This window comes from Methylobacterium sp. J-092 (assembly GCF_022829325.1).
Taxonomy (GTDB): domain Bacteria; phylum Pseudomonadota; class Alphaproteobacteria; order Rhizobiales; family Beijerinckiaceae; genus Methylobacterium.
Map to the genome: position 1 here is coordinate 39,628 of NZ_JAKSXU010000199.1, position 12,634 is coordinate 52,261.

Annotated in this window: 14 protein-coding genes; 4 read left to right on the forward strand and 10 right to left on the reverse strand. The window is 71.0% G+C overall.

Annotation, left to right across the window (positions count from 1 at the left end):
• Positions 1-170: 170 nt before the first annotated feature.
• Entirely contained in the window at positions 171-593 is a 423-nt protein-coding gene (locus MKK60_RS24020; RefSeq protein ID WP_243933366.1) for a DUF779 domain-containing protein, read from the forward strand.
• A gap of 24 nt (positions 594-617) precedes the next feature.
• On the opposite strand, the gene MKK60_RS24025 is transcribed toward MKK60_RS24020, so the two are convergent.
• The 6 genes from MKK60_RS24025 to gap form a co-directional block, all read right to left on the reverse strand.
• Entirely contained in the window at positions 618-1,619 is a 1,002-nt protein-coding gene (locus MKK60_RS24025) for an SEL1-like repeat protein (protein WP_243988844.1), read from the reverse strand.
• A 32-nt stretch (positions 1,620-1,651) separates the two neighbouring features.
• Positions 1,652-2,302 (reverse strand): thiamine phosphate synthase, encoded by a 651-nt coding sequence (locus tag MKK60_RS24030; protein ID WP_243933887.1) that lies wholly within the window; start codon positions 2,300-2,302, stop codon positions 1,652-1,654.
• A 282-nt stretch (positions 2,303-2,584) separates the two neighbouring features.
• On the reverse strand, positions 2,585-3,655 hold the full coding sequence (gene fba, locus MKK60_RS24035) for a class II fructose-bisphosphate aldolase (RefSeq protein WP_147860113.1): 1,071 nt from the start codon (positions 3,653-3,655) through the stop codon (positions 2,585-2,587).
• 98 nt (positions 3,656-3,753) lie between these two features.
• Positions 3,754-4,956, reverse strand: a complete 1,203-nt coding sequence (locus tag MKK60_RS24040; protein WP_243988845.1) for a phosphoglycerate kinase — start codon at positions 4,954-4,956, stop codon at positions 3,754-3,756.
• Positions 4,957-4,982: 26 nt separating this feature from the next.
• The gene (locus tag MKK60_RS24045) at positions 4,983-5,510 is read right to left on the reverse strand and encodes a hypothetical protein (protein ID WP_243951470.1); all 528 of its coding nucleotides are present in this window, start codon (positions 5,508-5,510) and stop codon (positions 4,983-4,985) included.
• A gap of 143 nt (positions 5,511-5,653) precedes the next feature.
• Positions 5,654-6,661 carry a type I glyceraldehyde-3-phosphate dehydrogenase gene (gene gap / locus MKK60_RS24050; protein WP_243988846.1) on the reverse strand — a complete coding sequence of 336 codons (1,008 nt, stop codon included), beginning with the start codon at positions 6,659-6,661 and terminating at the stop codon, positions 5,654-5,656.
• Positions 6,662-7,078: 417 nt separating this feature from the next.
• Between gap and MKK60_RS24055 the strand changes: the two genes are divergently transcribed.
• The 3 genes from MKK60_RS24055 (at position 7,079) to MKK60_RS24065 (ending at position 9,163) form a co-directional block, all read left to right on the forward strand.
• Entirely contained in the window at positions 7,079-7,387 is a 309-nt protein-coding gene (locus MKK60_RS24055) for a DUF4164 family protein (protein WP_147860338.1), read from the forward strand.
• 70 nt (positions 7,388-7,457) lie between these two features.
• Positions 7,458-7,844, forward strand: a complete 387-nt coding sequence (locus MKK60_RS24060; protein WP_243988847.1) for a cell division protein ZapA — start codon at positions 7,458-7,460, stop codon at positions 7,842-7,844.
• A gap of 98 nt (positions 7,845-7,942) precedes the next feature.
• Positions 7,943-9,163 carry an SMP-30/gluconolactonase/LRE family protein gene (locus tag MKK60_RS24065; protein ID WP_409567449.1) on the forward strand — a complete coding sequence of 407 codons (1,221 nt, stop codon included), beginning with the start codon at positions 7,943-7,945 and terminating at the stop codon, positions 9,161-9,163.
• Between the two features lie 114 nt (positions 9,164-9,277).
• Here MKK60_RS24065 and MKK60_RS24070 read toward each other — a convergent pair whose 3' ends face one another.
• From MKK60_RS24070 to MKK60_RS24085, 4 genes are all read right to left on the reverse strand, one after another.
• The gene (locus MKK60_RS24070; protein WP_147728544.1) at positions 9,278-10,153 is read right to left on the reverse strand and encodes an RNA polymerase factor sigma-32; all 876 of its coding nucleotides are present in this window, start codon (positions 10,151-10,153) and stop codon (positions 9,278-9,280) included.
• Positions 10,154-10,455: 302 nt separating this feature from the next.
• Positions 10,456-11,049: a CarD family transcriptional regulator gene (locus MKK60_RS24075; RefSeq protein WP_147728545.1), complete on the reverse strand. Its 594-nt coding sequence runs from the start codon at positions 11,047-11,049 to the stop codon at positions 10,456-10,458.
• A gap of 441 nt (positions 11,050-11,490) precedes the next feature.
• Positions 11,491-11,829 carry a ferredoxin FdxA gene (fdxA, locus tag MKK60_RS24080; RefSeq protein WP_147728546.1) on the reverse strand — a complete coding sequence of 113 codons (339 nt, stop codon included), beginning with the start codon at positions 11,827-11,829 and terminating at the stop codon, positions 11,491-11,493.
• Between the two features lie 207 nt (positions 11,830-12,036).
• Positions 12,037-12,363: an RNA-binding S4 domain-containing protein gene (locus MKK60_RS24085; protein ID WP_243988848.1), complete on the reverse strand. Its 327-nt coding sequence runs from the start codon at positions 12,361-12,363 to the stop codon at positions 12,037-12,039.
• Positions 12,364-12,634: the final 271 nt, after the last annotated feature.

Here is a 12,634-nt window from a genome sequence, read left to right on the forward strand (position 1 = left end):
CTTCGGTCTCGACCGCAAGACGACGTCGCCCGAGACGACCTTGCCCCGGCCCGCAACGGCCGGGGCTTTTTGCCGGTTCCGATCGCCGCCCGGCGCGGGCCCCCTGCATTTCGGCGCGGCGCGATCCACATAGGATCGAGCCGGGCGAGCACGGCGAACGGGAGCGACGCATGACGGAGACCGCGACGACCGAGACCACCGCCGAGCAGGCCGGCGTCGACGGCACGCCGCTGCGGGTCACCGCGACGCCCGCCGCCCTCGAGCTGATCGCGGAGCTGCGGGCCGAGCACGGCCCGGTGATGTTCCATCAGTCGGGCGGGTGCTGCGACGGCTCCTCGCCGATGTGCTACGGCGTCGGCGACTTCATCACCGGCGACGGCGACGTCCATCTCGGCCAGGTCGGCGGCGCGGACTTCTACATCAGCCGCCCGCAATTCGCGGTCTGGAAGCACACCCACATCATGCTCGACGTGGTGCCCGGGCGCGGCGGCATGTTCTCCCTCGAGAACGGCCGCGAGAAACGCTTCCACATCCGCTCGCGCCTGTTCACCGCAGCCGAGAACGCGGCCCTCGACGGCGCCTGCAAGCTCTGAGCGCCGCCGCCGGTCCGCGCGGGCTCAGCGCGCCTCGGACCGGTCGCCGGCCAGCCTTTCGGCGCGGGTGCGCTCGTCGGCGGTGAGCCCGGCGAGCGCCTGGTCGAGCCAGGCATCCGACAGCCCCTGGCCGGCCGCCGTGAGGTTCCAGGCCGCGGCCTCGACCGGGTTCTTCGGCACGCCGCGACCGGTGGCGTAGAGCCGTGCGACGCGGTTCTGGGCGATGGCGTTGCCGCGGGCGGCCGCGTGCAGGAAGTAGCGGGCGGCGCGTCCCTCGTCCTTCGGAAGGCCCTTGCCGTTGAACAGCAGGATCGCGAACTCGACCTCCCCGGCGAGGTCGCCGTTGTCGGCCGCCCGCCGGAACAGCTCGGCCGCCTTGGTCGCGTCCTGCGGCACGCCGCGGCCCTGCAGGTAGAGCACCCCGAGATCGTGCTGGGCCGGGCCGATCTCGCCGTCGGCGGCCTTGCGGAACATCGTCGCCGCCCGCGTCAGGTCGGCCTCGCTGCCACTGCCGAGCAGCAGCAGCGCGAAGTTGTAGGCCGCGGTCGGCGAGCCGTGCTCGGCCGCCTGCTCCAGCCAGCGCCGGCCGGCCTTCGGGTCCTTGGGCACACCACGCCCGTCGAGGGACATCAGCCCGAGCGAGGACATCGCCCCGGGCTCGCCCTGCGCCGCGGCGAGGCGGTACCAGTCGGCGGCCTTCACCGGATCCGGCTTGATGCCGAGGCCCTGGTTGTACAACTCGCCGAGCAGCGTCATCGCCGCCGCGTCCTTGCGGTCGGCCTCGAGCCGCTTCGTCGCCTCCCGGAACGCGGTCACGTACTGCCCGCGCTGATAGGCTCCGTAGGCGAAGTCCGGCGTGCGGTCGGTCGGCGGCGGGCGGGCGCCGCCGGAATAGCCGATGGTGTAGGGGGTCGGCAGCTCGCGCATCGGCGGCTTCACCGGATCGGTGCCCGGCGTCTTGGCCGGCTCGACCGTGCCGGGGGACGCGACGGCGGGGCCGCCGGCGGAGACGGCCCCCCCGGCCATGAGCAGTGCGAATCCGAGGGCGCGGAGCCGCCTCACGAGGCGACCTCCGACAGCGACGTCTGCAGCGTCGCGATGCGTGCGGGATCGTCCATCCACAGGCCGCTCTCCAGCCCGACGAACTCGGCGCCGGTGGCCGCGAGCCCGGCGATCTCGGTCTCGGCGCAGGCGACGCCGATGCAGGGGGTCTCGAAGATCTCGGCCCACCACGCGGTGCGCTCACGCACCGCCTCGGGTTCGGCGGCGACGCCGTCCGGGTAGAGGCCGCCGAACATCAAGTAGTCGATGCCCGCCTCGCCCGCATCCATCGCCGCGTGCCGGGTCTCGATCCCGCCGACGCCGAGGATGCGGCCGTCGCGCAGGCGCCCGCGCAGCTCCTGCAGCGTGCCGTCCTCGGGCTTGTCGACGTGGATGCCGTCGGCGCCGCCGCGGGCCGAGACGCTGACGAGGTCGCCCGGGAAGCCCGCCGCGGCGACGACCAGGGCCGCCCCAGCCGCCTGCACGGCGGGGGCGACGCGCTTGACTAGGGCGATCAGGCTGCGCTCGTCGGACGGCGCCAGCCGCAGGATCACCGCGGCCACATCGCCGGCGCCGCAGGCGCGCTCGAGCGCGGGCAGCAGCGCGTCGACATGCTCGGGCCCGATGCGATGCGGCGTCAGCAGGGTGAGGCGGGGTGCGTCGGTCATGCGCCCTGATACTGCCGCGCAGCGCGTCGGGGAAGCGGAGAGGGACGTTTCAGGGGCTGCGAAGGCGATCGATCCCGCCGTCCTGCGCAGACCTTGTCAGGCCCGCTCGTCATTCCGGGGCTGCGCGGCAGGGCCCAGAATCCGGAACCACAGGGCGCGATCGGTTCGGTTCCGTCGGTGGATCCGGATTCCGGGTTCGCCCTTCGGCGCCCCGGAATGACGGGTATGGGGCGATCGGGTGGAGCTCGTCCCTCCGATCGCCTGGAACGAAGACGGGTCGCCTCAGTTCGCGGTGATCTTCGGGTCGAGCGAGCCGTTGGCGTAGCGCTTGGCCATGGCCGAGACCGAGATCGGGCGGATCTTCGAGCCCTGGCCGGCGGTGCCGAACTCCTCGAAGCGCTGCTTGCACAGCTTGGTCATCGCCTCCATGGCGGGCTTGAGGTACTTGCGCGGATCGAACTCGGACGGATTCTCGGCCAGCACCTTCCGGATCTGGCCGGTCAGCGCCATGCGGTTGTCGGTGTCGATGTTGATCTTGCGCACGCCGTGCTTGATCCCGCGCTGGATCTCGGCGACCGGCACGCCCCAGGTCGGCTTCATCTGGCCGCCGTACCGGTTGATGATGTCCTGCAGCTCCTGCGGCACCGAGGACGAGCCGTGCATCACGAGGTGGGTCGTCGGCAGGCGCCGATGGATCTCCTCGATGACGTTCATCGCGAGCACGTCGCCGTCGGGCTGGCGGGTGAACTTGTAGGCGCCGTGGCTGGTGCCCATCGCGACCGCGAGCGCGTCGACCTTCGTGGCGGCGACGAACTTCACCGCCTCGTCCGGGTCGGTGAGGAGCTGGTCGTGGCTGAGCACCCCTTCCGCGCCGTGGCCGTCCTCGGCCTCACCCTCGCCGCTCTCGAGGGAGCCGAGCACGCCGAGCTCGCCCTCCACCGAGACGCCGGCCCAGTGCGCCATCTCCGACACCTTGTGGGTGATGCCGACGTTGTAAGCGTAGTCGGCCGGGGTCTTGCCGTCGGCCTTGAGCGACCCGTCCATCATCACCGAGGTGAAGCCGTACTGGATCGCGGTGGCGCAGGTGGCCTCGTCGCTGCCGTGGTCGAGATGCATGCAGACGGGGATGTGCGGGTAGATCTCGACGAGCCCGTCGATGAGCTTGGCCAGGACGATGTCGTTGGCGTAGGCGCGGGCGCCCTTGCTCGCCTGCAGGATCACCGGGGAATCGGTGGCGTCGGCGGCCGCCATGATGGCGAGCCCCTGCTCCATGTTGTTCATGTTGAAGGCCGGCACGCCGTAGCCGTACTCGGCCGCGTGATCGAGAAGCTGCCTCAACGTGATCCGCGCCATCGTCCGTGCTCCGTCTAAGCTCTGTTCGGGTCTGTGGGGGAAGAACGCCGCCACGGCACGCCTGGATCGCGTGGGGCGGCGCGAAATCGTTTCGCGGCTCAGTCCTTGGCGCGCAGCGCCTCGACGCCGGGCAGGGTCTTGCCCTCCAGCCATTCGAGGAAGGCGCCGCCGGCGGTCGAGATGTAGGAGAACCGCTCCGACACGCCGGCATGGTTCAGGGCGGCCACGGTATCGCCGCCGCCGGCGACCGAGACCAGCTTGCCGGCCGTGGTGCGCTCGGCCGCGTGCCGCGCCGCGGCGACCGTGGCGGCATCGAACGGCGTCATCTCGAAGGCGCCGAGCGGGCCGTTCCAGACCAGGGTCGCGGCTTCGTCGATCGCCGCGTCGATCTCGGCGACCGATCTCGGGCCGGCGTCGAGGATCATGCCGCCCTCGGGCACCGCGTCGACGGGCACCGTCTCGTTGGCGGCATTCGCCTTGAACTCGGAGGCGACGACCGCGTCGACCGGCAGGATGATCCGGCATTTCGCGGACTCGGCCGCGGCCAGGATGCGCAGGGCGGTCTCGGCGAGGTCCTTCTCGCACAGCGACTTGCCGACCGCCTTGCCCTGCGCGTGCAGGAAGGTGTTGGCCATGCCGCCGCCGATCACCAGCATGTCGACCTTGGTGACGAGGTTCTCCAACAGGTCGATTTTCGACGAGACCTTGGCACCCCCGACGAGCGCGATCACCGGGCGCTTGGGCGCCTCGAGACCCTTGGTCAGGGCATCGAGCTCGGCCTGCATCAGGCGTCCGGCATAGGCCGGCAGGCGATGGGCGAGGCCTTCCGTCGAGGCGTGCGCCCGGTGGGCGGCCGAGAACGCCTCGTTGACGTAGACGTCGCCGTTCGTCGCGAGCGCGTCGGCGAAGGCCGCGTCGTTCTTCTCCTCGCCGGCGTGGTAGCGGGTGTTCTCCAGCAGCAGCACGTCGCCGTCCCGCATCGCGGCGACGGCGGTCGCGGCGGCCTCGCCGACGCAATCCTCGGCGAAGGCCACCGGGCTTCCGAGCTTGTCCGACAGGGTGGCGACGACGGGCCGGAGCGAGTCCTTGGCCTCGCGCTTGCCCTTCGGCCGGCCGAAATGGGCGAGCAGCACGACCTTGCCGCCCTGGCCCGCGATCTCGCGAATCGTCGGCACCACGCGCTCGATCCGGGTCGCGTCGGTGACGCGGCCGGCCTCCATCGGGACGTTGAGGTCGACGCGGAGCAGGACGCGCTTGCCGGCGAGCGGGCCGGTATCGTCGAGGGTGCGGAAGGCGGTCATGCGGTCGGGCTCCGGTCGGCTTTCGGTCAGCGCGCGGGCGAAGGGGCGGGGGCGGGGGCCGGCGCCGCGGCGGTCGCGTTCGCGCGCGGCGGCAGCAGGCTGTCGAGGTTGAGCCGCTGCACGGCGATCATCAGCACGACGGTCAGCACGGCGGTGATGATCGCGGTGAGCACGAGGGCGCCGGTGCCGGGCAGGCGCCGCAGGCGCTCGGTCAGGCCGCGCATCTCCGAGCGGAGCGCCGCGAGGTCGGACTGGCGGGCCGCCTCGTTCATGCGGTTCGAGGCGCCCTCGACCTTGTCCTCGACCCGGGTCAGCAGCGACTCCGAGCGGGCGTACTTGTCCTCGATCCGCGAGGTCTTGTCCTCGATCCGCGCGAGCTGGTCGAACAGCTGGTTGGCGGCGATCGGCGTCGCGCCGGCCGGACCGGCGGCCGCGGGCTTGGCCTCGACGGGCTTGGCCTCAACAGGCCGGGTATCGACGGGCCGGGTGTCGACGGGCGAAGTCGTCGTCGGGATGAAGTCCTGCCCGGTCGCGGTCTTGGGGGCGTCGGTCATTCGTCACGGACCCTTTCTCGTCTGCGGTTCGGAGGGCGGCCCGGCGGGGCGCGGCTTTTCGCGGATGGTCGGGCCGGGTCGCGAAACCGCCGGCCCGCGGGGTGTCCGCGAGCCGGCCGGGGGAGACGGATCAGATCGGCTCGTCAGATCAGCTTGGCCATCGCCACGGCCGTGTCGGCCATGCGGTTCGAGAAGCCCCACTCGTTGTCGTACCAGGCGAGGATGCGCACGAAGGTGCCGTCCATGACCTTGGTCTGGTCGAGGTGGAAGGTCGACGAGTGCGGGTCGTGGTTGAAGTCGATCGAGACGTTGGGCTGGTCGGTGTAGGCCAGCACGCCCTTGAGCGGGCCGTCGGCCGCCGCCACGATCGCCGCGTTGATCTCCTCGACGGAGGTGGCGCGCTTGGCGGTGAACACGAGGTCGACCGCCGAGACGTTCGGGGTCGGCACGCGGATCGAGGTGCCGTCGAGTTTTCCCTTCAGCTCCGGCAGCACGAGGCCGACGGCCTTGGCGGCGCCGGTCGAGGTCGGGATCATCGAGAGCGCGGCGGCGCGGGCCCGGTACAGATCCTTGTGCATCTGGTCGAGCGAGGGCTGGTCGTTGGTGTAGGAGTGGATCGTGGTCATGAAGCCGCGCTCGATCCCGACGAGGTCGTTGAGGACCTTCGCCACCGGCACGAGGCAGTTGGTGGTGCACGAGGCGTTCGAGATCACGTGGTGATCGGCCGTCAGCTTGTCGTGGTTGACGCCGTAGACCACCGTCAGGTCGGCGCCGTCGGCGGGCGCCGAGACGATGACGCGCTTGGCGCCGGCATCCAGGTGGGCCTTGGCCTTGTCCTTCGAGGTGAAGATGCCGGTGCACTCGAGCGCGATGTCGACGCCGAGCTCGCGGTGCGGCAGCTCGGCCGGGTTGCGCACGGCGGTGACGCGGATGCGATTGCCGTCGACGATGATGTACTCGCGGTCGACCACCACCTTGGCGTTGAACCGGCCGTGGATCGAGTCGAAGCGCAGCAGGTGCGCGTTGGTCTCGACCGGCCCGAGGTCGTTGATCGCCACGACCTCGATGTCCTTGCGGCCGGCCTCGTGGATCGCGCGCAGAACGTTGCGGCCGATGCGCCCGAACCCGTTGATGGCAACCTTCACCGTCACGGCGTGACTCCTTCGCGAGATGAGGCGCCGACCTGCGGGCGCCGTTCGATGGTACCGGAACGGCGCGTCGGCCGTCCGGTGCTGCGGCCGGCTCTATGAACCGCCGAATTGAACCAGGGATGAACCGACGCGAGGCCCGGGCACAGGTCGCCGGGGACCATCCGTGAGACGGACGATGCGGGCGAGGGCCTCTTGACTGGCACGGGTCGGGTATCCGGACAAAGCGCGCGCGAGAACCGGTCAGGCGCGTGCGGCGGGTCTCTAACATGGTGCCCCGGGCTGTCAAAGCGAAGGACGGGGACCGCCTGTGCGAAATCCTAACAATCCGGGCGGCCTGACCGGACTGGATTTGGCTGGGCGTCGGCGGCGGATTCGGCTGGAAATCCTTCGCGGCATGGGGGAAACCTGCCGGCAGACATGAGCGATGCCGCAAGCCCCCCGACCGACCCGACCGGCGACCCGACCGGCGACGCCCTGCGCAGGCTCGACGCGGCGCTGCTGCAACTCGAAGCTGCGGTCGCCCGCCGGCTCGAGGCCGAGGCCAACCCCGACGACGTCGCGGCGGAGCGCGCGATCATGGCCGAGGACCGGGCCCGCCTCGCCGCGGCGCTCGACGCCGCGAGCGCGCGCCTCGCCGAGGTCGAGGCCGCCGCCGACACGGTCGGCCGCCGGCTGGATCGGGCGATCGGCACCGTCGAGACCGTGCTCGCCCGCCCGGACCCTTGACCGGGCGGCGCGCACGCGCCCAATCCGCCGACGTCCCGATTTTCTCGTCCTCGGCCGACCTGCAGCACGCATGCCCCAGATCAGCGTCACCATCGACGGCAAGAGCTACCGCATGGCCTGCGGCGAGGGCGAGGAGGCGCATCTGGCGGCGCTCGCCGCCGACCTCGGCGCGCGGGTCGCCGACATGCGCAAGGCCTTCGGCGAGATCGGCGACATGCGCCTGCAGGTGATGGCGGCGCTGACCATCTCCGACGAGGTGTCGGAGCTGAAGCGCCGGGTCGCGATGGCGGAGGCCGAGGCCGAGCGGCTGCGCGCCGAGGTGGCCGCGTCGCAGGCGGTCGAGGCGGATCGGTCGGCCCGCGTCTCCGACGGCGTGTCGCGGGCCGCCGAGCGGATCGAGCGGATGGCCCGCACCCTCGCCGCCACCGCCGGGCCGGCGGGCGCCGACCATCGCTGATCGTCCCGGAACGATGCCAATCCGATGAAGCTTGGCCGGCTCCGGCTGCGTTGTCTGGGCTGATGCGGCGCGTCCGCCGCCCCGAATAAAGGTTCTCCATGACCATGACGATCACCGGCATCCGCGCGCGCCTCGTCCTCGGCAGCGCCCTCCTTGCCGGAACCGCATTCTCCGGCGCCGCCGTGGCGCAGGAAACGGTCGCGTCCCAGCCCGGCACCGCGCCGGCGCTGACCAAGGTGGCGAGCTTCGAGCATCAGGTCACCGGCGTCACCGTCGGAAAGGACGGGCGCATCTTCGTCAACTTCCCACGCTGGACCGAGGATACCACGATCTCGGTCGCCGAGCTGAAGGACGGCAAGCTGACGCCGTTCCCCGATGCCGAGTGGAATGCGTGGCGCAACGCGAAGAAGGACGAGGTCGACGCGCGCAACCATTGGATCTGCGTTCAGAGCGTGGTCGCCGACCCGAAGGGCAACGTCTGGGTGCTCGATCCGGCCGCCCCCGCGATGGCGGCGGTGGTCAAGGACGGGCCGAAGCTCGTCGAGATCGACCTGACCACCAACAAGCCCGCCCGCACCATCGCCTTCGACGAGACGGTGGCGCCCCAGGGCTCGTACCTGAACGACGTGCGCTTCTCGCCCGACGGCAAGACCGCCTACCTCACCGATTCCGGCGCAAGCGGCGCCCTCGTCGTGGTCGACCTCGACAGCGGCAAGGCCCGTCGCCTGCTCGACGGCGACCCGACCACCATGCCCGACAAGAGCGTGACCGTGACCTACGACGGCAAGCCCCTGCGCCGGCCCGACGGGCGCGGCGTCGAGTTCGCGGCCGACGGCATCGCGCTCTCGCCCGACGGCAAGACGCTCTACTGGCAGGCGATCAAGGGCAAGACGCTCTACAGCCTCCCGACCGACGCGCTGACCGGGTGGTTGACGTCTTCGGTGGTGCCGAGCGCGCTCACCGACAAGAGCCTGTCGGGCAAGGTCGAGACGGTGGGCGAGAACGGCCCCGCCGACGGCCTGATCATCAGCCGGCACGACGGCCGGATGTACGTCAGCGCGCCGGAGGAGAACGCAGTGAAGGTCCGCGACCTGTCCGCCAAGGGCGGGAAGCCGACGGTGCTGATCCAGGATCCGCGCCTGCGCTGGCCCGACACCTTCGCCGAGGCGCCGGACGGCACCATCCTGTTCACGACCTCGCACATTCAGGACTCGGCCTTCCACAAGCCCGACGCCCCGGCGGCCCTGCCGACCGAGCTGTGGAGCATCAAGCCGGGCCCGGTGGACGCCACCGGCTCGACGGGCACGTCGACGAAGTAGGGGGCGACGCTCTCCCTCCCCCCGCTGCGGGGGAGGGAAGACGGGACGTCGCGAAAACGAGAAAGGCCCGACCATCCGGTCGGGCCTTTCTCGTCATCGATGCGGAGAGGCGTCCTACCCGGCGTAGGCGGCGCCGGTCGTCTGCGGGAAGCGGTCGGCCAGGGCCCGGCGGAGCTTCTCGAGGGCGCGGTTCTCGATCTGGCGGACGCGCTCCTTGGAGATGCCGAGGCGATGCCCGAGGGCTTCCAGCGTGGCCTGATCCTCGGCGAGGCGGCGCTCGCGCAGGATGCGCAACTCGCGCTCGGACAGGACGGTCAGCGCCTGCTGCAGCCAGAGATGGCGGCGCTCGCCGTCCACCGTGGCGGTCACGGTCTCGTCGGGCAGCGCCGCGCCGTCGACGAGGAAGTCCATGCGCTCGGACGAGGCCTCGCTCTCCTCGCCGACCGAGGCGTTGAGCGACATGTCCGGGCCGGACAGGCGGGCGTCCATCAGCGCCACGTCCTCGCGGGAGACGCCGATGGCGGTGGCGATGCGGCGGTGGATCTCGTCGCCGACGCGCTCCTCGGTCGATTGCATCAGGCGTGCGCGCAGCCGCCGCAGGTTGAAGAACAGCGCCTTCTGCGCCGAGCTGGTGCCGCCGCGGACGATCGACCAGTTGCGCAGGATGTAGTCCTGGATCGAGGCCCTGATCCACCATGTCGCGTAGGTCGAGAACCGCACCTCGCGCTCCGGCTCGAACCGGGCGGCGGCCTCCATCAGGCCGACATGGCCTTCCTGGACGAGGTCGGCCATCGGCAGGCCGTAATGCCGGAAGCGACCGGCCAGCGCGATCACGAGGCGCATGTGCGCCGAGATCAGCTTGTGGAGGGCGCGCTCGTCGCGCTCGTCCTTCCAGCTCACCGCCAGCCCGCGTTCCTCGTCCCGCTGGAGGAACGGCGCTTCCATCGCGGTGCGAATGAACTGCCGACGAATTCCCGCGATTTCCGCCATGCCGCCTGCCTCTTCCTTCCGAGCGCTGCTGCGGCCTCGGCCGCGTCCTGCGGAGGCACCGGTCCGACCGGGCGTCCACGCAAGGCACCGAACAACGGGAGGGCGAAGGCGAAGGTTCCGCCGGCGATCCAACAGGGCCGAGGATGTCCGGTTCCGTCGGACGCACGATTGCGCGATCGAAGGTTACCCGACCACCGCTCCATCGAGCGGGCGACGGCCCGGACGAAAAAGCCCGACGCTCGCGCGCCGGGCCTGATCGGGATGGGACGGGGCCGGAATGATCCCGGCCGGTCGGCGCGCTCTCAGGCGGCCTCTTCCTGGATGGCCTCGTCGCCGTCGGCCTCGGCTTCCGCCTCCGCTTCGGCCTTGCCGCGACGGGGCGACTTCTGCAGGCTCTGGTCGATCAGCTTGAGCGCCTCGGTTTCGGTGATCCGGTTGACGGTCGAGATCTCGCGCACGATCCGGTCGAGGGCGGCCTCGTAGAGCTGGCGCTCGCTGTAGGACTGCTCGGGCTGGGCCTCCGAGCGGTACAGGTCGCGCACCACCTCGGTGACCGAGAGCAGGTCGCCGGAATTGATCTTGGCCTCGTATTCCTGGGCGCGGCGCGACCACATCGTCCGCTTGACGCGGGCACGGCCGGTCAGCACGTCGAGGGCCTTCTTCACCAGTTCCGGCTCGGCGAGCTTGCGCATGCCGACGCTGTTGGCCTTCGCGGTCGGCACGCGCAGGACCATCTTGTCCTTCTCGAAGGAGACGACGAACAGCTCGAGCTTGTAGCCGGCGATCTCCTGCTCCTCGATCGCGGTGATGCGGCCGACGCCGTGGGCGGGATAGACCACCGCCTCGCCGGTCTTGAATCCCTGGCGGCCCGTCGTCGGCTTCTTGGCTGTTGTCATGCGAGAAGGGCCTCCAGAACAAAGCGCGGGGGGTTGCAAGCACCCGCGTGACCATGTCTTTCCGGGGTGGGACACCCGGCTTCAACCGCCCGACCAACGCCGCCGACCGGATCGGTCGGGCAGGCGAAAGCTCCCAGGCGCAGCCGTGCGCAGCCCATGATAGAACGGCCGCCGAAGGCGAAGCCTCCAGCAGTCGAGCGCGTGCCACCTGTTATCCTGGACGATCCGGAATTCGCGTTTTTGGACGCGGCAGGCAGCACGTCAGGCGCGAGCGACGGCAGGCGGATTGTGTATCACAAATCAACCGTCGAATCAAAGCAGCGCGACGCGCTCCCGACGGTTCGACACCGTCCGAAGCACGTTATGCACGGTTTGGCTGAGGCCGGGACCGAGCCGGCAAGGCAACCGCGGCATCGAGGCCGCGGGCCGATGCGGGGGTGATCAGTCGCCGGTGCCGGGGGCGGCGGAGAAGTGCGCCTCGAACTTGCCGGCCACGCCGTCCCACTCCTTGGCGTCGCCGGGAGCGTCCTTCTTCTGGGTGATGTTCGGCCAGTCCTTGGCGTAGTCGGCGTTGACCTTCAGCCAGGTCTCAAGGTTCGGCTCGGTGTCCGGCTTGATCGCCTCGGCCGGGCATTCCGGCTCGCAGACGCCGCAATCGATGCACTCGTCGGGATGGATGACGAGCATGTTCTCGCCTTCGTAGAAGCAGTCCACCGGGCAGACTTCCACGCAGTCCATGTACTTGCACTTGATGCAATTGTCGGTGACGACGTAGGTCATGGTGCGATTTTCGTCCTCGATCCGCGCTGGCCGCATCCGCGGTCGCCGGGGGCTCGAACGGTCTCGCGGGCGGGCGAGGACGCGTTCGGCTTGCGTGTCGACGGGCCTTGGGTCGGCCCTTGGATGGCAAGGGCTCTAGCCCCTGCCAAGGGGGCTGACAAGCGCACCCATGCCGCAACCGGCCCGCGGTGCCGGAGTGTGACTTGTCTACACTGATTTCAGGGGCGGCTCGGGCTCGGAAACCGATCGGGCCTGCGCCGCCTCGCCGCCGGCCGACAGGTCCGCATACAATCGCCGGGCGACCTCGGCCGAGCCGCGTCGCGTCCCGAGATCGACGACGCGCACGATGATCGTGGCGTGGGCGGCGGCCACCGTCAGCACGTCGCCGACGGCCAGGCCCTTCGCAGGCAGCGTGGTCCGGGTTCCGTTGAGGCGGACGTGGCCGTCCTCGACGAGGCGGGCGGCGAGCGAGCGGGACTTCGCCACCCGCGCGAACCACAGCCACTTGTCCAGCCGCTGCCGCCCTTCCTTCATGCGGACCGGTGATGCCTCAGCGCTTGCCGCCTTCGCCGGATTCGAGCTGCGCCTTCAGGGCGGCGAGCTTGGCGAAGGGCGAATCGGGATCGGGCGCCCGCTCGCGGCGCGGGGGGCGCGCATCCGGCCGGGGGCCGCCATGGCGCGGCTCGGCGCCGCGGTCGGGTCGGGCGCCGGGCTAGAAGCGCTCGCGGCGCGGGCCGGCGTGGCGGCGCGGAGCCGCCGGGGGGGCGCGCTCGGGCGGGGGGCTGGGTGGGGCGGGGGGCGGGGG